This is a genomic window from Collinsella aerofaciens, from assembly GCF_009876115.1.
In the GTDB taxonomy this organism is placed as follows: Bacteria; Actinomycetota; Coriobacteriia; order Coriobacteriales; family Coriobacteriaceae; genus Collinsella; species Collinsella aerofaciens_N.
In genome coordinates this window covers 22,164-43,869 of the sequence record NZ_WWSY01000014.1, presented here as the reverse complement: position 1 = coordinate 43,869, position 21,706 = coordinate 22,164, and the positions used below count along the sequence as shown (strand labels likewise).

The following is a 21,706-nucleotide window of genomic DNA, read 5'->3' as shown; positions in this document are numbered from 1 at the left end:
CGCATTGCTGTCACCATTGTGGAGGTGTTCGTTCTTCTGATTACCGTCTGCGAAGCTTATTGCTACGTTCGCCGAAACCATTCTAGAAATATGGTGAACTAGACATCTTGGTTTGTTATACACAATATTGAGGTTTTTCTGCACTCAAAGGGAGGTAGTCGTGAAGCATATTCATCCGATTAATCCAGGAAGTGGCGACGAGGCAGGCGTGAAGCCGATGTCTTTTGACTGCCTCTTGGGCATTACTGACATCTGTACTGTTTATGATAAAGCAGATGGCTGTGGTGCATACGATTACTGCGACTATGACATGGATGGCGGCAGCATCTGCGTTGTAGATCACTGTGGCATTGATCAAACGTAGTCTCTAATTGGATTAAGGTGAGGAGCTGTTATGAAGCATATCCATCCTGTTGGTTCAAATGAACATCCTCCCGTTGAGCCTTGTTGTCTTGGAGTTGATATATGCAATTTTTACGACATCGCCGAGTGCCCTGTTGCGGATTGGTGCTATGTCGATAAAGAATCAAGCTGTGTTTTGCCAGCAGATTGGTGCGATCCAGTTGACGAGTAGTTTTGTGGCTAGGAACTATTTGGTCCAATTCAGAATAAGATGGGAACAAATACCAAAATCTCGTGTCTGGGAGGAGTTATGCCATTATTGCAAGGTCTCGTTGGATTAGCCTTTATACTTGCGTTATATCTGGCACCTTTTTTAATTCTATTCTTCATTATCCGACTCTTTCTTCGGAGAAAATAGGAGTGTCACGCAAACATTAGCGTAGCTTTCTTCCAATATGAGCCGAGCATTGGCAAGTGGAATAAGAAGCCCGACCGTTCGCCACATGAAAGTGATCGGACGGGCTTCTCTATTTAACCCGGGCCGCCACCCATAGCGGCTTTCCAAGCGTATTCTCAGTGCAAAGCAATCGTCAGTTTAATCCTATGCGCTGATACCGCATTTCATTTGTTCGGCTCGAATTCTACGGCCTGGCAACCCTCGCACTCTCCGGCAAATGGATTGAACGCGAAGGCAGAGATGATGTGTGCGTGGACATCGAGGCTGCTGTAGGCAACATACTGGGACATGGACCCCCGCTGCGCGTGGTATGCGGCCCGGCATATTCATTGCCGTCCAACCCCGTGTAGTTGCAGCAAAGGGTGGAACCTCAATGCTCAGCTCATGTTGTCCGTGGGACACGAGAATCGTAAGTACACTTTGGTGCGATTCTCACGCTGATACTGAGCCACCTGGAATAAGATACGTCGCGACAACACTTCGCTTCACCTCTGTCTCGACAAGATGACGTAGACTAAAGTTTCCTTTAGTAAGAGAACGAGAACTATATCTGAAAGCGTTGCGATGGCGTGAAGGCACCGAGTCCGAACCGCCTGAATGCTACGTGCATCTGCATCGCCTTTTTGTTATCTCTGCCAGTTGGGTAGCACTACACTTGTCATCATTTACCCTGGTACATGCTGCCTAAATCCACTACCCCTTCTACCGCGCCGACCATCTCGTCATCGTGAGAGACAACGATGATCAGCTGGCTTTGCTTGTTGCGCTTAACATAGGCCGCAAGCTCGGCGCGGCTTACAGCGTCTAACCCAGTCGTGGGCTCGTCGAGTACCAAAACTGACGACTTGCGTGAAATCGCCGACCATAAGTACACTCGGCGCAGCTCACCGCCCGAAAGCGCGGAGCAACGTTTCCCGAGCAACTCCTTCACGCTGTTTTCCAGCGAAAGTAGGCCATCTACACCCCGGTGATAGGAAGAAAAGGGCGTGTCGAAATACTCTAACAGCTCTTTCACCGTTTCGTCCGGCGCGAAGCACGACTGTGGGCAGCACGATATCTCTCTCGCACGTATGTAATCCAAGTCGCATTCTTCGATTGGCACGCCGTTGTATTTTACTTTGCCTTTCGATGAGTATAGCCCGAGCATCAAGTAAAGAAGTGACGTCTTGCCTCTTCCGTTTTCCCCAACTATGCAATATGTACCAGGACCGGAAAACTTGAAAGAAAACCCGCCGAGGACCTCTCGGACAGATCCGTCTGGAAGGGCAACCGAGAATTCCAAATCAGATACCGAAATGTCATTTATTTCATCGAGTTTAGCTAAATCGGTCCGATTCCACCCCGATCTCTCCTTTTCTCTCGTCGCGATAGCCGTCCTATCCCATGATGCTTTGGCATCTTGATAGGATTTGAACAATGACATCATACTTTTCAAAGTCTTAAAGAGAACCGCGAAGTATGTACCGATGATAATGTACTCGCCTATTGACATAGTTCCGTTAATGATTCGTACTCCGGAAACAACAAGTATCACCGCTTGAAACAACGCTGCGAAAAGACCATCGAGCGATGTCAGAGAATATGATAGCTTTCCGGAGCGCAAAACTTTGGGAAAATAGCTCTTAAACCCAGCGTCGAGCGCTTGTTCGCTCTTGCCGTACGAAGATGTCAGTTGAATGTTGAGAATCTGATTAAGCTGCGATGCAATTGCGGCGTAAAAGGCGCTGTCCGCCTCTTTCTTCTCATACGTGACCCTATACAAAAGTTTCCTCAACCCAGTAATTACACAGAAATACACGATGAGGAGAATGATGGAAAACACCGCGAGAGTTGAATCAATTGACCATATGATAAGCAATACGATGGGAATGGCTACAATGGACAGCGGCGCACTGATAAAATTCGCCAAAACGAAGGATGAGACCACGCTGGAGTCGGAAATAATCCGTTGCGTTGTATAGGCTGGATCGATGGTCCGACTCACCAAGTAATCGTCTCTTTCAAAACGCAAGACGGCCTCCCTGAGAAGATCAAAGGAAAGTCTCGTGGTTATGCGAATGGAAAGTGTTCCTGCAAAATAAGTAAAGAGGGTGGAGAAAACTCCTATTGACGCAACCAGGAGCGCGAAGAGTACGGCGTCTCTTTCGCTGCGGTTACCGAGAAGAAAATCTAAGAATTTCCCGTTCACGTATGGCATGGCATAGGAGAGAGCGGTTCCAATCACCGTGATAGCAATGAAGACGAAAGCCCCTTTTGCTCTGATGAACCTCGAGAGAACGCATCGAATCAAGGAAGGCCCCAATCTACCCGCCACAAAACATCAATCACTGATACCTTACACCTCAACACAACAGGAGCGAAGATTTGCCAATGAGACTGCTTTAAGATTGCCTTGGGCCAATACGATCTCAAGCTCTTCCTACAAGAGAGTCGGAATCGGACATCTCCTCCGACGAACCTGGCAATCGGGCGGTTGAAATATCTTTTTCAACCGCCCGATTGCCACAATAGATTTGAGCATCCGCCCACAAACGTCCGCGTTTTATACCCATCAAATCCTTTGCCTTTTGTCGTCTAGACTAGAAAAATCGCTCGAAATAACGCAACCGGCCTGCTCGCTTGAAGAAACCTAAGCCCGTAACGTAGATGTGCAAACTTCCGAAACGCCTTGCGCGGCATAGTGCGTATAAACTTCGTCAACCGCCTCAGAAATATCTGAGTATCGCGCCGGGTCAAAAGCATACGATGTCGCAGCTATACCCTGCACCCATTCGGAACGCGGATTAATTGAATAGCCACACAGCATCATCATACATGCATCTAGACCTGATTTCCCAAGTATCCGACGTATTGATGAGAGCATCGCGGGTCGCCCCTGCACCATCGTCGTCACCCCTATTAGCAGTATTTACCGTTTTTCTCTAAATGCGTATCGCCACCCTTAAGAATACGAAGTGTTTTATCCAGACCCGATTGTCCTCCATCTCAAACGAAGGGATAAGGAATCTCATCCGGAATCGGCAGTAACGGAGGATTCACAACGACAAGCGAAAAACATGAGTCATCTCTCAGAGGGGAGTAAAGGCTCCCCTCAAGCACCCTAGTTTCGTCATCCAAAGAGTTGATGGCAGTGTTTTTCTTACAAAGGTCGACAACAAAAGGGTTGATTTCTACAGATGTTACATCCATGCCACAGTTGGTAAGTATCAGGCCCTGTATTCTGGGGCCAGAACACAAATCGAGAGCCTTCCGTGCGCTCTGCGGTGTAAGGCGCCAATCTCAGCAAATCTGTCCCACAATACTGCGCTGAAGAACAAGACGGAACCCCTGAGCCAAACTCCCCTATACCTTATTAAGGCTAAGACAGGCAAGTTCACGCACCCGGCATATTCCAGAATAACATCCTATTGTTTTAGATGCTCTACAAGCATGAACAGCCGCGAATCGGAAAGATCTTCTAGTTTCGCCCCGACTGACCGCCAAGGGCCAAAATGGCCCCTCCATCCCCGGGCGACTGGCTCTGGCGCGCCGAGGAGTGTCCCCAAGTGCCGGCAGAAAAGAAACGTCCCTATCTGCCGGCTAGAGGGCACCGAAGAGGATGGCGTAGGTAGTGGATTCGCCGAGCTTGAGCTCGTCGCCGGGATTGAGTTGGGCGGAACGGCCGGGCTCGACCTGAATGCAGACGCGCGTGGCCCCGTTTACCACCACGGTTCCGTTGGTGGACGACAAGTCCTCGACGTGCCAGATATTTTGAGCATCGCACCAGATATGGGCATGGCGGGCCGAGACATCGTCGCCGACGTCGGTAATATCGCCCTCACCAGTGGCCAGCGCACCAATCTCAACACCCTGCTCACTCGGCTGAATCCAGCGCGGGGCGCTCACGACAAAACTGTTTTGTACGCGCAGCAAGCCCAAGGGGTGCGCCGGAGCGGGTTCGCGTTCGCCCGCGGTCATCGACATGCCAAGCGAACGCGGCGTGGAGGTGCCTCCGCCACAGGTCGCGTGCGCGTAGTCGATGGCATAGTTCACCGAGGACCGCACATCCGCCGAACAACCGACGGCGACAAACAGCACCAGCACGGCCTCGGCGCGCTCGGCGGGCATGAGTTCCGCCGCCTGGGACAGGCGATCGAGCGCGTTGCGATAGAGATTCGTGTCCTGATGGCACTCTTCGAGCGCGCGTACCATCGGTTCACCTGCAGGACCGCACACCATATTGATCACAGCCGTGGAGTCCATGGGATTTCGCTGGCGCAGGGCCAGTTGCGACATAATACGCGCAGCCGAGGTACCGTATTCGGCAAAGTAGCGCTGCTGAAGCGTGCCGACCGGCGCGCGAACGATAAAGCGGGAAACCCAAGAGCGATCGGCGGCTCGGCTCTGCGGGCTGCGGCCGTCGGCGAGCGGACGGGACGAAAGCACCAGGCCGCACAGCTCGATATGGCTCAGATGCGCCGCGCGCTTAAAGATGTCAAACATGGCCCCGCATGGGGTGAGCTTAACTTGAGATGCCATGACCTAGGCCTCCTTGGTCGTAGAAATAGAATCGGACGATACTTCGACAGGTCCGCCAAAAGTACGGGCAGCTGCGGCTCCACCGGCAAGCGGAGTCGCCATCTGGGCTTTTGTGCGTCGCGGTGCCGAAACGGGAAGTTCAAAGGCAAAGCCCATCGCAAGCAAAAACCACGTAAGCGTATAGGTTGCAACCAGAGCGGCAACAAGGCCGCCCATCACGGCGCGTTGGGAAAATACGCTACATGCAGCCACAACCAGTACTGGAACCTCGCAGGCAGAAAGCGCAAGCACACCCTGCAGGAACCCCGAGCGCCGATTGCGCGCAAGTGCCCCCGCGGTAACGCCGGCTATGCCTGGCAGCGCCAACGCCAGTGCGGCAATAATACCCGGTAGCGTCCCAGACCACACGAGCGATCCCAAAGTCGCCGTCACGCGAGCGCCCGACGCCAGCAGCGCGGCCGAAACCACGACCACAGCCCAAACCACGCCACAGACGACCGTCGCGCCGACCATCAGCGCGCGACGAACCGCACGGCCAGACGCATCCATGGGGCACGGCGTGAGCGGCTCGCCGCGGAGCGAACGACCGACATTTTGCGCATAGTGGTCACAAAACGCCGAGAGCGCCGCCTCGACCGCCGCCGGCTCGGGACGATCTTTTTGATGGCTGGACAGACAGGCCATCACCACGTCGAACAGCTGGGCATCGACAAACGCCAGCGCATCGCGTAGCTCTTCGGAATCCGGCTCAAGCCCTAGCTGCTGGGCCTGCTCGGCCGCGGCGAGCGCCACATCGGGCTCACGACGAAGCAGCTGAGTCAAATCACAACCGGGCGCATGGGCACCAATGGGATAGTCGGGCCGCGTGTCCATCTTGAGACGGTAGGGGCTCGCGATGTCGCGCGTCTTTTTGCGCGAACCCGAGGTGCCCGAAGTGCCCGGCGCGGCTTCGTATGGCTCGACGCCGGCAATGAGCTCGTAAACCGTGCTTGCCGCGGCATAGACGTCGATCGCCGGCGACATACGCAAAGCGCGCAGGTCGGGAATATCGTCGGTGAGCATCTCGGGCGGGGCATAGGCAACCGTCGCGCGACGCAGCGTGGCATAGCGCTCCGTAAACGACGCCTTGCCGTCGGTACCGGCCACGGCCGACGCAGGCTCGAGCGCCAGCGACGAGCCAAAGTCGATCAGACACAGGTCAAAGGTGCCCTCGGCAAGCTGCCGGTCAAGCGGTAGACGCGCCGTACGCACCATAATATTAGCGGACGAGATATCGCGATGTACAAAGCCCTCACCCACCAGGCTCATGCGGCAGAGCAGGTCGAACAGGTCGCGCCCCAAGCGCGCCGCCACAAGCGGCGACAGGCGGCCGGCATCGTCCACGGCAAAGCGCGAGCGCAAGCGGGCGAGCGTCTCGCCCTCGACCCATTCCATGACAATTGCAGGCACACCGTCAACCTCGCCCCAGCCATAGAGGCGGGGAAAGCCCTTAAGGCCCGAAAGGGCACGATGGCATTCATATTCCTCGCGAAACGCCGCTTTGAACTTGGCGACCAGCGCCTCATGGGCGGCATCGTCGTCAAACTCATCGCGCGTCGGCAAGATGAGCTGTTTGAGTGCTACGGCCTCGCCTTGGGCGTTGACGGCACGCGTCACGCGGCCGATACCGCCACGGCGCATGGTGGCATCGTCGGCAAACAGCATCGTAAAACGACGCAGATAGGCAGGCAGTTCGTCCTGACCGAGCGCAATGGCCGGCTCAAACCCGTCGACACGCGCCAGGCGCAGGCCGACCATGGGATCGCGACCGAGCGATTGCGGTGTGGTGGATGCAAGATCGGTCATCATAGGGCAAGCGCCGCCACGTTATTGTTGAAGTTACCGAGCGCGACGTCATCATCGCCGTAATGGCCGACCCATTGACATAGGTTGGTGTAACAGCCCCACAGATTGGCATACTGCTGATACCACTTTGACCGGGGCGAGAATGTCTGACGACCGAACTCAGCTCGAATGACAAACATCTCCCCGACCAGGCTGTCGCACGGCCTGGGATCTCCCGTAGAGTTATAGGTCGAAACCACGTCATTGGCACGAGAAACATAGCCGTCGAGCATGTTGTACTTGGTTACAAGCCAACTGTGAATGCTCTCTTCCTCAGCAGCGGAAAGGCCACCGGAGTTTGCATCGTTGTCAGCGTTGCCGCCCGTCGAGCCGCCGTTTCCAGACCCTCCGGCAGAGGAACCCGGCCCAGAGCCGCCGCCCGAACTCGACGAATCCGAGCCGGAGCCAGAAGTATCCGAGCTACCGGGCTTTCCGGACTGCTGGGCGTCCTGCTCCTTCTGCCGCTCGACCTTATTCACCGTTGCCGCCACGCTATTGTTGGACAACCGATCGATGATCTTGGTGTTGGTGAGCACGATGGTTTTGCCATTGGCAAGCGTGACTTCGTTGTCCGGGGCCTCGGCGCCGTCCGCGTCGCCGGTGCCAAACACAATATGCGCGACCGCACTTGCCCAAGCATATCCAGTCGTGGTCCCCAGGTCACTTTTGACCTCATGCCCCACGCGCGGTTCGCGTGCGGCATGTGCCTGCATCATGGACGGCACGGTCATGCCATAGGCAGAAACGCCAGCTATGACCAGCACCAGCGAGCAAGACAGCAGTGCGTACGCCCGCGGCGCCAAGCCCAGTCGGCGTCGCATGCGCACCGCGGCGCCGCGCTTTGTCTGAGTGCCACCGGGCCGCATGCGTTCTCCTCCAACAAAAACACGCCGCTCGGGAGCGGCGCATTCATTCGAATCCATATTTGAGTGTATCAGCGAACCCAAAAGGTTGCGCAACGAATGGGCAAATTAAGGATGCGAGTGGAAGCATCCATGCGATAAGCGGATACAAAGCATCTTTGTTGCACAACAAACTTACAGTCGCACGGGGAAATTATGGCTACCCCGTGCGTCGCGATGAAGACATGCGGCAGGAGCAGGCTCGCCACCTAAATCGTGCGACGGGCCTCGATGGCGCGCCCAAGCGTAAGCTCGTCGGCATACTCCAGGTCGCCGCCCACGGGAAGGCCGCTCGCCAGACGCGATACCTCAACGCCCAGCGGCTTGATAGTGCGGGCCAGGTAGCTCGCCGTGGTCTCGCCCTCGATATTGGGGTTGGTGGCGATGATGACCTCGTGGATGTCCTCGTGGCCCAAGCGTGCCAGCAGCTCACGAATGTGCAACTGCTCGGGACCAATCTTGTCCATGGGACTGATCACGCCGCCCAATACGTGGTAGAGACCGTGGTAGCTGCCCGTGCGCTCAATCGCCTGGACATCGCGCGGCTCGCCCACCACGCAAATGCGAGTGGTATCGCGCATCGAATCCTGGCAGATGGAGCACTCGTCGGCCGTGGCGTAGTTAAAGCAGCGGCTGCAAAAGTGAACCTCCTGCTTAACCTCCAGGATAGCCTCGGCCAGGCGGCGCGCCTCCTCGGCATCGGCCTCGAGCAGGTAATAGGCGATGCGCTGGGCCGACTTGGGACCAATGCCCGGCAGACGACCCAGCTCATCGAGCAATTTTTGCAGGCTATGGTTGGCACTCATATATATGCGCGTCTTAGAACGGCATGCCCGGGATGTTGAGGCCGCCAGTGATGGCGCCCATCTGCTTGTTGGCGAGCTCGTTGACGCCGCGAACGGCCTCGTTGACGGCAGCCATGATCATGTCCTGCAGCATATCGACGTCCTCGGGATCGAGGGCATCGGGGTCGATGGTGAGGTTGACGAGCTCCATCTCGCCGTTAACGGTCACCTTGACCATGCCGCCGCCGGCAGAGGCGTCGACGGTCTGGGACTTAAGGTTTTCCTGCGCGGCGGCAAGCTGCTCCTGCATCTTGCGAGCCTGCTTCATCATCTGCTGCATGTTCATACCGGCCATGATGGCTCCTTTACGTGCGGCCGCGCGACAAGCTGCAAGGGCAGCCGGAGCGCGACGGGACTTTCAAACTCAAAAATCGTACCACGGCGCGGGGCAAGCAAGCGGGGCGGACACGCTACCTCAGTCGATATACATGTCCTCCAATACAAACCACGCGCAAAGATTATGCAAGGCCGAATTATGCAAGGTTGCATAATATCGCATACTCAATCTAGTAGAGCCGAATCCGGCATTTCATGTGTGCCACTAAATAGCTAAATGCCAAACCGCTGCTCGAGGCGGAGCACATGGCGGCAGGGTATAATTTGATTGTCATAGATTGCAATTTGGAGGTGCCCCATGAATGCCCCCGACGCGCTCCAAAACATCCGCTCAAAACACCCCGTTGCATATGTGGTTCTCTATCTCTTTGTCGGCTGGGCATTGCTGGTTGTCATCACCCATGCCATAGCTTTTGGAGCAGAACTGCTGATAGCCAGCTCGGACCAGCCCGTCGTCAAATGGGAGACGACCGATGAATGCACCGACGGAACCCGAACCATTTACTACAACAGCCCGTCCCTCTACCAAGAGTTCAAGGTCAAGATAAAGGACTCCAAGATTGTCGATGCCGAACTGGGCTCTTTATTTACAATCGGAGCAACCGTCAACGCCGAGCAAGTCGAGTACACGGACGGCCATGCGACGTATCGTATCGACCTCAGCATCCTAGGCCGACCGTCACGCACCTGTCTGCTCAAATGCGACATACGCGGCACCACACTACACATGTCCGAAATACAGATGCGCCCGGACAAGGGGTCCTCTTCTTGAGCAGTATACCCGCCTGCGCAGCTACTCCACCGGCTTGAAGATGGTGGCCTGGCCAAAGACGCTGCGGATGAGGGCCTTGGCCTCGTCCTCGGTCTGCGGGATGCTCGGGGCTGCGCCCTGATGGCCGAAGGGGCTGCCAGCACCGGGATTGGATTCCCAGGGAGCGGCGGGGACGTCGTCGTTTGCAGAGGCTGCGGGTGCCACAGCAGCGGCCTTGGTCGCGGACGCCGCACCCGGCACGTCGAACGGGGGCAGATCATCCCCGCCGGCATCGGCAGCAAAACCACCGACCATAGCATCGTCGTAGGGCACCTGCTCGGATTCCCATGGCGCAGCCTGCGCAGGCGGCTGAGCCATGGGGACGGACGCGCGCTCGGGCGCTCGGGGCGCTGGCTCGGTCGGGAGCTTGCCCGTGGCAGGAGCACCGGCAGAGTTGTCGGAGCGCAGCCAAGGGGCCTTGGCCAGGTCGGATGACTTGGGCGCAGGCGCGGCAGCGGACTTGGGCGCGGGGATCGGAGCAGCCGGTTTGGGCGCAGCGGGTTCAGGCGCCGACGGGGTCGGTGCCGCTACCGGCGCCGCTTTTGGCTGCGTCGCGCTGGCGCTCGAGGATGCAGGGGGCACCGAGGACACGGGTTGCGGGTCCGCAGATACCGCAGCCCGTGCAGATGGAGAATGCTCCTCATGTTGAGGAGCCGGCGTGCCACCCCCATCCAGGACATAGTCGACGGTACGACGACCGAAGACCGCGCAGACCGTCGGCAGGACCACCGACTGCGTATCGGCGCGACCGAGCATCTTGATGGCAAAAGTCGAACCCGCGGGGAACGAGACCGTGAGCTTGGAGCCGTCGTCGGCCGTGGCGCGGGCGTTGAGCAAAAGCCCTGCGTAGGAGGCCTGACGAGCCTTGACGCGCTCGACGACCTCGGCCCATTTGCGCTGGAGCTCGCCGGCGTCCTCAACCGCGGGGGTCTCGGCAGCACCGGCGGCGGCAACCTGGGCGGCGTTGTTGGACTGGGGCTTAGGTACCGGAGCGGTGGCAGGCGCGGGGGCCGCAACGGGCTGAGGCGTCGGAGTCGGCGCAGACTGAGGTGCAGGCGCTGCAGGCTTGGAAGCTGACACGGACGCAGAACGGGACGCAGGCTGGGCAGCCGGAACAGCAGCACCACGGTCCCAAGGCATACCGCCCTGGCGCGCGGACGTACCAGCGGGGGCGGCGGTCGCCGCAGGAGTAGCAGCTCGGGTACCCGAGATCAGCGTCGGTTGTTGTGTCGTCGCAGGTGCAGCCGCGACAGCCGCAGGCGCACTCGCTTGAGCAGCAGCCACGCTCGCCGGAACGGCGGCGTTGGCAACCATGGCCTCCAAGCGAGCCACGCGCTCGGCCAAAGCCTCAATCGTTAAATCGGCCTCGGGACGCGTCAGGCGGGTGCAGGCGATCTCGAGCACCAGGCGCACGTCGCTCGCACCCCTCATCTCCAAGGCGGCATCGTCGAGCACGGTCAGCACGCGAGCCAAACGATCGGCAGGATGCTCGCCAAAGGCAGCGGCCTCGGCTGCAAGCGCCTCGGCCTGCTCGACACCGCCCTCAAACAACTCAGCACGGGCACCGGCAACGCAGGCAACATACACGTCGCGCACGTGCGCCACCAGGTCGCGCGTCAGTTCCAGCAGATCGTTACCTTCCTCGACCTGCGCGCGAATAAGCCCATAGAGCTCGGCGACATCACGATCGGCAATGGCGCGCGTAAACTCTCCCAGAATCTGGTCCGAAACTTCGCCCAAAAGTGAGCGGGCATCGTCCGCATGCACGGTGCCGTTGCCGAAGACGCTCAGCTGCTCCAGCGTGGAGAGCGCATCGCGCATGCCGCCCTTGGCATGGCGCGCCACGATGGCAAGCGCCTCGTCGTCGTAGTCGAAGCCCTCCTGCTCGCACACGTATGCCAGGCGGCGCTCGATATCCTCGTTACCGATGCGGTGGAAATCGAAGCGCTGACAGCGCGAAAGGATGGTCTCCAGAATCTTTTGCGGGTCGGTGGTGCACAGCACAAAGATCACGTGCGCCGGCGGCTCCTCGAGCGTCTTGAGCAGCGCGTTAAACGCCGCCGTCGTGAGCATGTGGACCTCGTCGATGATATAGATCTTGTACTTGCCACGCACCGGGGCAAAGTTAACGGAGTTGATGATCTCCTCGCGCACGTTGTCTACGCCGGTACGGCTTGCGGCATCGAGCTCGTAGACATCGGGGTGGTTGCCTTCGGCGATGAGCTCGCACTCCTCGCAGGTGCCATCGGGCATGCAGCCGCTCGCACCCTCGGCGCGCGCCGCCTCGGCATTGCGGCACAGCAGCGCCTTGGCCAAAATGCGCGCCATGGTGGTCTTGCCCGTGCCGCGCGGTCCGCAGAACAGGTACGCGTGGGACAGGCGCCCCTCGGTGATGGCGTGCTCGAGCGTCGAGACGATATGCTGCTGGCCCACCACGGAGTCGAAGGTGAGCGGGCGATACTTTCGGTACAACGATTCCATGGGTGCTCCCCCGGGTATACTGAGTCTTGTTGCCGCGGCGGCCATGCGGTCGCACGGCATACTGCATCCATAATAACCCGTACGGCGAGCCCGTCGCGATAGGAGTCCAAAGAGCATGGCAGACGCAGAGAGCAACCTCGTTCCCTCCGAAGCAGCCGACCAGGTCGAGGTCGCGCTCGAGACGCAGGCAGCAGCCGACGATGGCGTCCTGTACCTCAACGAGTATCAGTACGAAAACGACCTCGTCACCGATTTCGCCCGTCTGGTCGCCTCGCCCAGGCGCCGCGGCTCCCTGTATGTCGCCGCCGCGATTGCCGCGCTCATCGGCATCGGCATGCTGGTGGCCGGCGGCAGCTGGATCAAGTTCGGCGTCGTCCTGATCGTATTCGGCGCCTTTTTGGCCTGGTGGAGCAAAAATCTGCACCATACGCTCGCGCGCGACTTTATCGATGCCGTCGAGGCAGACGAATCCATGGGCGGCCGCTACCGCCGCGTCGCCGCCAACGAGGACGGCCTGATGGTCTGGGGCAAGAGCGGCAAGTCGCAGTTCTTCCCGTTTGAGAAGCTCGACCACGTACTCGACGGCGAGCGCATCTTTGTGGCCATGTTCGCCGACCAGGGCGTGACGATCCCTAAGGACACCTTTGTGCGTGGTGATGCCGAGCAGTTTGGCTCCTTCCTTAAGGCGCGCATCAACAAAAAGCTGCGCATCGAGACCAAACGCAAGAAGATGAAGGCTGAGAAGGCCGCTGCCGAGGCCAAGCAGGGCGACCAGCCCCAGGAGACCAAGGGCAAGCAACGCAAGCAGAAGAAGAACAAGAAGAAGCGCTAAGGCCAAGTCAGACAGGCCGCCTCGCCCCGCTACCTTCACCATGCGCCCGAGCGTGCTAAACTAGCAGCATCTATGCCACCGCGAACGGCTCGGCTCCGCGCCTGCCGCTCGCAAACGAACTTTAAACGCACGAGGGTTGGCCATGCCGCTTTTCTCGCAACATACCGCCCGGTTCTCGCCGGACGTTCCCTTGGAGGGCACCAGCTCTCGCGAGCTGCTCAAGCGGTTCCAGCCGCTCGAGACGCTTGCGACCGGCGGTTTTGGCTCCATCGAGATCTGCCGCGACACGCACCTGCGCCGTCGCGTCGCCATTAAGCGCATCCCCCTCACAAGCGGTGCCGGCATGCCCGCCAGCGACATCATGGATGTCCTGCGCGAGGCACACACCGCCGCCATGCTTCAACATCCCAATATCGTGCAGGTTATCGACTTTACGCACGACACCGCCTATGCCTACCTGGTCATGGAGTATGTCGACGGTATGTCATTGGCCGAGTTTTTGCATCGCGTGGATGGCCATTCGCTCACCTTTGACGAGGCCGCGGCAATTGCCGACGCGCTGGGCCAGGCGCTCACCTTCGCCCATAGCAACGGCGTGCTCCACCTGGATATTAAGCCCGCCAACGTGCTCATCGACCACTCGGGCAATGTAAAGCTCACCGACTTTGGCATGGCGCGGCTGTCGTCTGCCGGCGGCTTTGGCGGCTCGCGCGGCGGCACCATCGGCTACATGCCGCCCGAACAGCTCGATATCGAGACCGGCACAGTCGACGAGCGCACCGATGTCTTTGCCCTCGCCTGTGTAATCTACGAGGGCCTGTGCGGCAGCGCTCCCTTTATGGCCGCCACGCCCGGCGACTCGCTCGACCGCATCATCGGCGGTGCCACCTACCCCAGCGAGCTCATCCCGCACTTTCCCCCGGGAGCCGAGGCTGCGCTCATGAGCGCCCTCTCTCCCATGCCACAAGACCGCCCCAACAGCATCGAGGCATTTTGCGACCAGCTGCTCGCCGGCTTGGGCAGCGTGCGCGAGGGCCGTCGCAGCCTGGAGCAGATGGTGGGCGAGCTGTCGGATGACGAGCGCGCGGCAGACGATATCGAATCGTTGCCCTATGAGGACGACACCATCGAGGTCGACCCCGCGCTTGGTTGGGCCGGCACGCGCTGGAGCCACGCGCGCGATTACACCATGCGCGCCATCTCGGCGCTAACGTGTGGTGCCTTTAGCTTTTTGATCATGCAGACGGCTGGCGTCGCGGCGCTTCCCGGACTTATTGCCGCGGCCATCGCGATTGGGGCGGCCGCCGGCCTGGCCCCGCAGATTGGCTCGGCTATCTCGGCCGTGGGCTTTTTGGTACTTATGGCCAACGCCACCATGCAGGCGCAGGGCATCCTGTCGATGCTGCCCGTCGCGGTGCTCTTTGCCGCCACCATGTCCGGTTGGTGGATCGCCTGGGGCCGCACCGAGGCCGCCGCGAGCGCCGCGCTCACCTGCGCGGTGGCACTTGGCTGTCTAACGGGCGACGCCCTCCTTGCCGCCGGGGTCGCCGCCGGCATCGCGGCCTTTTGGCTCGGCCCGGCAAGCGCCGCGGCCGCCACGGGAATGGGCGCGCTTTTTGGCCGCCTGGCTACGGTTGCGCTTTCCGCCGGAGGCGTGCTGGGGCTCGGCAATGTTGCCGCGGCGCTGGGAGACATGCTCTTCTGGGCTGCCGTCGTGCTCGTCGCGGCGACAGCTGCACTGACATCTCTGCTGCTCAACGTCCATGCCAAGCGTGCCGTGCAGGGCTCGAACCTGACTGCAATCGCCGCCATCGCCGGCTGCGGAATAGGCACCGCGGCGTCGCTCTGTCTTGCACACCATATGGAAATTGCCAGCCTTGCGGCCGCGGTCGTCGTCAAGGTGGCGGTTGCGGGAACCCTATCCTCTATAATCGTTGGGATATGCCTATATTTGCTCGGATACCAAAGAACCTATACGGAGAGTGATCTTTCGTGAACTTCCTGAACATCTTCGAGGACCACGTGGCCGGCATCTTCGGTGCCACCCGTGCCCCGTTCTCCTTTAAGAAGCTTGCCAAGCAGGCCGCTCGCGACATGGAGGATCAGACTCTGGTGATCAACGGCGTCAACACCGCGCCGGCACTCTATACCATCCTGATCGCCGCCGACGACGATCCCATGCTCGCCCCGTTCTACCCCGAGCTTTCGCGCGAAGTCCGCGAGTTTGTGAAGGCGCAGGCCGAAAAGCGCCGGTATGTGTTTGTCGGCGAACCCCTCGTTCGCTTTATGATCGACCCGCAGCTGCGTGCCGGTAAGTTCTCGGTCTTTGCCGAGAACGTCGACGCCCCCACGCTCGGTCGTCTGTACGAGGAAGAGCGCGCTTACCAGAATGGCCTGGGTCAGAACAACTCGGCCGCAAGCCGCGCCGCCAGCGCCCCCCGCGCCGGCAAGCAGCAATTCGCCGCTCCGCAGCAACAGCACCCCGCCGCCATGCCCCAGCAGCCGGCGCCCCGTGCCGCCGCTCCCGACCCGCTCGCCGTTGCCGACCCCTTTGCGCCCAACGCCCCCGACCCCGCCGCCGCGCCCATCCCCGTGCCGCAGACCGTCTCTCGTGACGCCCTCGCCGGTATGGGCGGAGCCGCCGCGACCGGCGCCGCCGTGGGCCTTGGCGCCGCGGCCGGTATTGCCTCCAACATGGCGAGCACCCGCGCCCCGCAGCGCCCACTCGCCCAGCTCGTCGACGTCGTGAGCGGCGAGAGCCACAGCATCACTTCCGCGCAGGTGACCATCGGTCGCGAGCGTTCGGTTTCGGACATCGCCCTGCGCGACCCCAACGTGTCGCGTCGTCACGCCCAACTCACCTTTACCGGTTCGGACTGGTCGATCGAGGACCTCAATTCCACCAACGGCACGCTCGTCAACAACCGCCGCATCACGCGCTGCCCGCTGCGCAACGGCGACCTGCTGACGTTTGGCCTGAGCACCTTTGAATTTAGGGGATAGTCGCTTATGAACATCGATATCGTCCTTTTTGCAGGCCGCATCGTCCTGGTCGCCCTGCTCTACATCTTCCTGTTCGCCGTCATGAAAACCGGCGTGGGACTCGTACGCGGCCAGCGCCGCGACTCCGCTATCTGGACGATCGATGTGGACAAGGGTCCGCGCGGCATCCGTGGCATCCATGTAGACATGCTCGGCCCCGTCATCGTGGGCCGCTCGCCGTCCTCGGACATCTGCATCAACGAACCGTTTGTCTCGGCCTCGCACGCACGCTTTTCGCTGCAGGGCCCGGCACTCATCATCGAAGACCTCAACTCGCTGAACGGCACGCTCGTTAACGGCCGTCAGCTGGTGGAGCCCGCAACGCTGCGCGAGGGTGATGAGGTCCAGATTGGCGACGTGGTCATGAAGGTGAACCGTCGATGATCGACGAGGAGAACAAGTCCGCAACCATGCCCGAGACGCCGACTGCCCCCGCAGCTGCGCCGGCTCATGCCGCTCCGGCGCGCCCTGCGACCGTGGAGCCCGAGGACACGGTGTTCTCCCTGCCTCTTTCGCATGTAACTCAAGAATATCCGACACTCGTCGATGACGAGGACGCCGATACCGAGCAGCTCGATGCCCCCATCGGCGCGCACGCTGCCGAGCAGTCGGCGGAACCGGAGGCAACGCCCGCACCGGCTCACTTTGCCGAGCCCGTCGCCGAGGCGATTAACGAGAGCGCTGCCGTGTTTGCAGCCCCCGAGCCTGCCGCGCCGGTATTCCCCGTCGCCCCGACAAGCGAGGCGGTACCCGCATCCGCAACGCCTGCCGAAGTCGAGCAGCCCGTTGCCGCGCCCGCCGCAGCTCCCGAGCCCTCAGTTCAACCCCAGAGCATGCCCGCGCCGTCGCACTTTGCGACGCCCGAGCCGACGGCTGTCGAGCCGCAGCAGGACGGCAATCCCGCCGACCGCGTAACCGAAGATCTCAACCTTCCGGACATCTCCGACGCCGAGTCGGGCAACGATGCCGACACCGTCTCCCCCGGCGACACCGCCGAGATCGATGTCGCCGCCGTGGAGGCAAAGCTCAAAGATCCCGGCTCGACCATGAGCTTTGAGCCGCTGACCGACGAGCGCATCGAAACCGACTCGACCTACGACGCCGGCACCACCACGCAGCTTATGTGGGGTGCCCGCTCCGACGTCGGATGTGTACGCCCGCACAATGAGGACTCCTATCTGGTGCAGTCGCCGCTCTTTTGCGTGTGCGACGGCATGGGAGGACACGCCGCCGGCGAGGTGGCATCCTCCATCGCCGTCGAGACCATCGCCAAGACGGCGCCGCAGTTCGCCGACGCCGCGCGCCTGGCCGCAGCCGTCGAGGCCGCCAACGCCGCCGTGATCGAAGCCGCCCTCAACGGCCTGGGCAAACCCGGCATGGGATGCACGGCCACCTGCGCCTACATCGAAAACGACACGCTCGCCATCGCCCACGTGGGCGACTCGCGCGCCTACCTGCTCCACGAGGGCACGCTCATCCGTGTGACCCGCGACCACTCCTACGTGGAGGAGCTCGTGGATGCCGGCGAGATTACGGCCGACGAGGCCCGCGTCCACCCCAACCGCTCGGTCATCACCCGCGCGCTGGGCTCGGATCCCGCCATGTATGCCGACCACTTTACCCTGCACATCGAGGAAGGCGACCGCCTGATTCTGTGCTCCGACGGTCTTTCGAGCATGATTCCCGATAGCGATATCGAGAACATCGCTACGCAGTCCTCGACCGCACAGATCTGTGTCGACAACTTGGTGGACGCGGCGCTCGCCGCCGGCGGCCACGACAATGTGACCGTGGTGGTCGTCGACCTGGTCGACGACGGCGTCATGCGCGAGGCAAAACGCCTCCGACGCCGCAATGTCACCATCGCCGCCATCTTGGCCCTTGTCTTTGTGCTGGTAGCAGGCATCTGGGCATACACGGGCGTCACCGGCTCCTATTACTTGGGAACCTACCACGGCAATGTCGCCGTCTGGCGCGGCCTGCCCGGCAAGACGCTCGGGGTCGAACTCCACTGGCTCGAGAGCGAAACCAGCATCAAACTGTCCGACCTGCCCGAAGACACGCAAAACCGCCTGAAGGCAGGCATTCCGCAAACGAATGTCGACGATGCGCAGGACACCATTTCCAAGTACCGCCATCAGATTGACGAGGAGCAGACCCGTCAGGTGATTGACGCGCAAACGATTCGCGACAACACCGATCAGAAATCCACCTCCGAGTCAGATTCCGAGAAAACCGCCGAACAGTCAGCCGAGGCCGAAGCCTCCGATAAGAATTAGAAAGGGAGTGCCGCTTATGAGTCGCCGCAACACCGAACTGCTCTTGCTCATCGCCTCGGCGTTCCCCGTCATCCTGCTCTATGCGATGTACGTGCTCACCGCGGGCGCCACGATTTCCTTTGAGACGCTCGCCGTGCCGATCGGCCTGTTCGCCGCCTTCGCCGCGGCGCATATCGCCGTGCGCATCCTGGCGCCCGGCGCCGACCCCGCCATCCTGCCCATCGTCTTTGTGCTCTCGGGCATCGGCATCACATTCGTGACGCGCCTGGCCCCCGACCTCGCCATCTCGCAGCTTATCATCTTGTTTGTCTCGGTGGCGCTCATGGTGGGAACGCTCGCACTGGTCAAGAACCTCGACGTGGTCATGCGCTACAAGTACACCTTTGGCATTATCGGCATCATCTTGCTGATGCTGCCGATCTTTATCGGCACCACGATCTCGGGCTCCAAGCTGTGGATTCGCATCGCGGGATTCACCATCCAGCCCGGCGAGTTCGCCAAGGTCTTCATCGTCCTGTTCCTGGCAGGCTATCTTGCCGAGAACCGCGAGCTGCTCTCCATCTCCAACCGCAAGATCCTGGGCCTCAAGATTCCGCGCTTTCGCCTGCTGCTGCCGCTGTTTGCCGTGTGGGGTGTGTGCCTGCTCATCGTCGTCTTCGAACGCGACCTGGGCTCGGCCGTCCTGTTCTACACCATCTTTTTGCTGATGCTCTATGTTGCCACGGGACGCTTTTCGTACGTCATCATCGGCCTTGCGCTGCTGGCCGTTGGCGCCGTGGGCGCCTACAAGTTCCTGTCGCACGTGCAGGTGCGCTTTCAGGTCTGGGTCGATCCGTTTAAAGACGCCCAGGGCCAGGGCTACCAGATCGTACAGTCACTTTACTCGCTGGCTGACGGCGGCCTGGTTGGCGTCGGCATTGGCAACGGCATGGCAAACAACATCCCCGTCGTCGAGTCCGACTTTATCTTCTCGGCCATCGGCGAGGAAATGGGCCTTTTGGGCGGCGGCGCCGTGCTCATCCTGTTTATGCTATTTGCCGTGCGTGGCCTCACCACGGCAGCCCGCGCCAAGTCCGACCTTGCCGCCTTTAGCGCGACCGGCCTTACGGCGGCCATCAGCTTCCAGGCATTCTTAATCGTTGGCGGCGTAACCCGCCTAATCCCGCTGACCGGCGTCACCCTGCCCTTTATGAGCCAGGGCGGCTCCTCGCTGCTGGCGAGTTTTATCATCGTCGCGCTGCTGCTGCGCGCCGGCGACGAGGCAACCGGACGCGAAGCCGAGCTCACCGGCACCGGCACCATGGCCGCCATCACCGATGACCAGGTCGCATCCGCCGCTGCCCCGACCGGTACGCGTTTTGCCAACGCACCTTCCTACGGCAACGGCAGCCACTCCGCGGGTTCTCGCATGCGTCGTCGCCTGCTCGACACGCCAGAGTCCGGCGTGCTCGGCCGCGTGGCACTTGCCAACCGTCTGACTCGTGCCGTGTTTGCCTTTACGGCGCTGTTCGCCATCCTTATCGGCAACCTTACCTATGTCCAGGTCATCAAGGCGAAGGACTATCAGGACATGCCGACCAACAACCACACCATCGCCCGCTCCAAGTACATCCAGCGTGGCTCCATCATCACGTCCGACGGCGTGACGCTAGCCGAGTCGCTGCAGCAGGAGGACGGCACCTACGCCCGTTCCTACCCCAACGGCAACATGGCCGCGCACGTGGTGGGCTACGTGAGTCAGCAATACGGCACCGCCGGCATCGAGAGCGTCATGAACGATACGCTCACCGGCTCCAAGGATTACTCCAGCTGGAACAACGCCATCGCGTCGCTCGCGGGGCAGACCCAGCCGGGCAATACCGCCAAGCTCACCATCGACTCGCGCATCCAGACGGCTGCCGAGCAGGCGCTCAAGGGCTTTAAGGGCGCTGTGGTGGTCATGGATCCGCGCACCGGTGCGGTCCTTGCGTGCGCGAGCTCGCCCACCTACGACAACACCAACATCGATGCGCTACTCCAGTCGGGCGGCGGCGAGGACGGCTCCATGTACGACCGTGCCATGGACGCGCTGTACACCCCGGGCTCGACCTTTAAGGTCGTCACACTCTCCGCGGCGCTCGAAACCGGCACCGCCAGCCTTACCAGCACGTACCAGGCGCCTGGCTCCATGGACATCGGCAACGCGCCGGTCACCAACTATGCCAACGAGAGCTACGGCACCATCAGCCTGCAGCAGGCCTTCGCCGTGTCGTCCAACGTCGTCTTTGGCCAGGTGGCCAACGAGATTGGCGCCAGCTCGCTCGTCCAGTTTGCCAACGCCTTTGGCTACGGCCAAAAGCTCGGTCAGGATCTGACCACCGCAGCTTCCATCATGGCCGACCCGTCGCTTATGACCGAGTGGGAGACCGCTTGGGCAGGCGCCGGCCAGCCCGTCGGCATGGACCACACGCCTGGCCCGCAGACCACCGTCATGCAGAATTGCGTGATCGCTGCCGCTATCGCCAACAGCGGCGTGGTCATGGACCCGTTCTTTGTGTCCCAGATACTCGCCCCGGACGGAACCGTGGTCAAGACCACGCAGTCCCGCTCGCTGGGCCAGGCTGTCAGCTCTGCCACGGCCGACCAGGTCAAGCAGGCCATGCTCGCCGTCGTCCAGTCCGGTACCGGCACCGATGCCCAGATTCCGGGCGTCAAGGTTGCCGGCAAGACCGGTTCGGCCGAGATCGGCGGCACCAACGTCAACTCTATGTTTGTTGGCTTTGCACCTTACGATTCACCCACGGTTGCCATCTCGGTAGCCCTGGAGGATTACGACAAACACGACGTCAAGGCGGCCAAGATTGCCGGCATCGTCCTGACCGCGGCGCTCGCCGCACAGGGAGCGTGATGCCCATGATCAAAGCGGATACTTATGGCGCGCCGCGGCCGATGAGCTAGCGGCAACGCGCCACACGGCCCCAGCGGCCACACATCTGGT

The 21,706-nt window shown here is 60.6% G+C and carries 16 protein-coding genes and 1 pseudogene; 9 read left to right on the top strand and 8 right to left on the bottom strand.

Annotated features, from left to right (window positions below; genetic code table 11):
- The first annotated feature begins 160 nt into the window (after positions 1-160).
- Positions 161-364: a hypothetical protein gene (locus tag GT571_RS07710; protein ID WP_124785779.1), complete on the top strand. Its 204-nt coding sequence runs from the start codon at positions 161-163 to the stop codon at positions 362-364.
- Between the two features lie 30 nt (positions 365-394).
- Positions 395-574 (top strand): hypothetical protein, encoded by a 180-nt coding sequence (locus GT571_RS07705; RefSeq protein WP_147324165.1) that lies wholly within the window; start codon positions 395-397, stop codon positions 572-574.
- Between the two features lie 886 nt (positions 575-1,460).
- On the opposite strand, the gene GT571_RS07700 is transcribed toward GT571_RS07705, so the two are convergent.
- The 7 genes and pseudogenes from GT571_RS07700 to GT571_RS07670 all read right to left on the bottom strand — a co-directional run bounded on the left by GT571_RS07700 (position 1,461) and on the right by GT571_RS07670 (position 9,243).
- Positions 1,461-3,089 carry an ATP-binding cassette domain-containing protein gene (locus GT571_RS07700; RefSeq protein WP_161156472.1) on the bottom strand — a complete coding sequence of 543 codons (1,629 nt, stop codon included), beginning with the start codon at positions 3,087-3,089 and terminating at the stop codon, positions 1,461-1,463.
- A gap of 695 nt (positions 3,090-3,784) precedes the next feature.
- Positions 3,785-4,054 (bottom strand): annotated as a pseudogene (locus GT571_RS10290) (methyltransferase); the annotation flags it as partial.
- Positions 4,055-4,378: 324 nt separating this feature from the next.
- A complete protein-coding gene (locus tag GT571_RS07690) occupies positions 4,379-5,317 on the bottom strand; it encodes an FHA domain-containing protein (RefSeq protein ID WP_117862639.1) in 939 nt (312 codons plus the stop codon).
- Positions 5,318-5,320: 3 nt separating this feature from the next.
- The gene (locus tag GT571_RS07685; protein WP_161156469.1) at positions 5,321-7,165 is read right to left on the bottom strand and encodes a serine/threonine protein kinase; all 1,845 of its coding nucleotides are present in this window, start codon (positions 7,163-7,165) and stop codon (positions 5,321-5,323) included.
- A complete protein-coding gene (locus tag GT571_RS07680) occupies positions 7,162-8,067 on the bottom strand; it encodes a hypothetical protein (RefSeq protein WP_161156468.1) in 906 nt (301 codons plus the stop codon). Before GT571_RS07680 ends, GT571_RS07685 begins: the two co-directional genes overlap by 4 nt.
- Before the next feature lie 245 nt (positions 8,068-8,312).
- A complete protein-coding gene (gene recR / locus GT571_RS07675; protein ID WP_089573257.1) occupies positions 8,313-8,909 on the bottom strand; it encodes a recombination mediator RecR in 597 nt (198 codons plus the stop codon).
- A gap of 13 nt (positions 8,910-8,922) precedes the next feature.
- Positions 8,923-9,243 (bottom strand): YbaB/EbfC family nucleoid-associated protein, encoded by a 321-nt coding sequence (locus GT571_RS07670; protein ID WP_006235174.1) that lies wholly within the window; start codon positions 9,241-9,243, stop codon positions 8,923-8,925.
- 339 nt (positions 9,244-9,582) lie between these two features.
- Here GT571_RS07670 and GT571_RS07665 point away from each other — a divergent pair, with 339 nt between their 5' ends.
- A complete protein-coding gene (locus GT571_RS07665; protein ID WP_161156466.1) occupies positions 9,583-10,056 on the top strand; it encodes a hypothetical protein in 474 nt (157 codons plus the stop codon).
- A 21-nt stretch (positions 10,057-10,077) separates the two neighbouring features.
- Here the strand turns inward: GT571_RS07665 and dnaX are convergent, their stop codons facing one another.
- The gene (gene dnaX / locus GT571_RS07660; RefSeq protein ID WP_161156464.1) at positions 10,078-12,576 is read right to left on the bottom strand and encodes a DNA polymerase III subunit gamma/tau; all 2,499 of its coding nucleotides are present in this window, start codon (positions 12,574-12,576) and stop codon (positions 10,078-10,080) included.
- A gap of 115 nt (positions 12,577-12,691) precedes the next feature.
- Between dnaX and GT571_RS07655 the strand changes: the two genes are divergently transcribed.
- The 6 genes from GT571_RS07655 to GT571_RS07630 all read left to right on the top strand — a co-directional run bounded on the left by GT571_RS07655 (position 12,692) and on the right by GT571_RS07630 (position 21,616).
- Entirely contained in the window at positions 12,692-13,408 is a 717-nt protein-coding gene (locus GT571_RS07655) for a hypothetical protein (RefSeq protein ID WP_161156462.1), read from the top strand.
- 142 nt (positions 13,409-13,550) lie between these two features.
- Positions 13,551-15,404 (top strand): serine/threonine-protein kinase, encoded by a 1,854-nt coding sequence (locus GT571_RS10015; RefSeq protein ID WP_204987214.1) that lies wholly within the window; start codon positions 13,551-13,553, stop codon positions 15,402-15,404.
- Positions 15,401-16,411: an FhaA domain-containing protein gene (locus GT571_RS07645; protein ID WP_161156460.1), complete on the top strand. Its 1,011-nt coding sequence runs from the start codon at positions 15,401-15,403 to the stop codon at positions 16,409-16,411. The genes GT571_RS10015 and GT571_RS07645 overlap by 4 nt, the downstream gene beginning before the upstream one ends.
- A gap of 6 nt (positions 16,412-16,417) precedes the next feature.
- The gene (locus tag GT571_RS07640; RefSeq protein ID WP_006235180.1) at positions 16,418-16,834 is read left to right on the top strand and encodes an FHA domain-containing protein; all 417 of its coding nucleotides are present in this window, start codon (positions 16,418-16,420) and stop codon (positions 16,832-16,834) included.
- On the top strand, positions 16,831-18,729 hold the full coding sequence (locus GT571_RS07635; protein WP_161156458.1) for a Stp1/IreP family PP2C-type Ser/Thr phosphatase: 1,899 nt from the start codon (positions 16,831-16,833) through the stop codon (positions 18,727-18,729). The genes GT571_RS07640 and GT571_RS07635 overlap by 4 nt, the downstream gene beginning before the upstream one ends.
- Positions 18,730-18,745: 16 nt before the next feature.
- The gene (locus tag GT571_RS07630; protein ID WP_161156456.1) at positions 18,746-21,616 is read left to right on the top strand and encodes an FtsW/RodA/SpoVE family cell cycle protein; all 2,871 of its coding nucleotides are present in this window, start codon (positions 18,746-18,748) and stop codon (positions 21,614-21,616) included.
- The last annotated feature ends 90 nt before the right edge of the window (positions 21,617-21,706 follow it).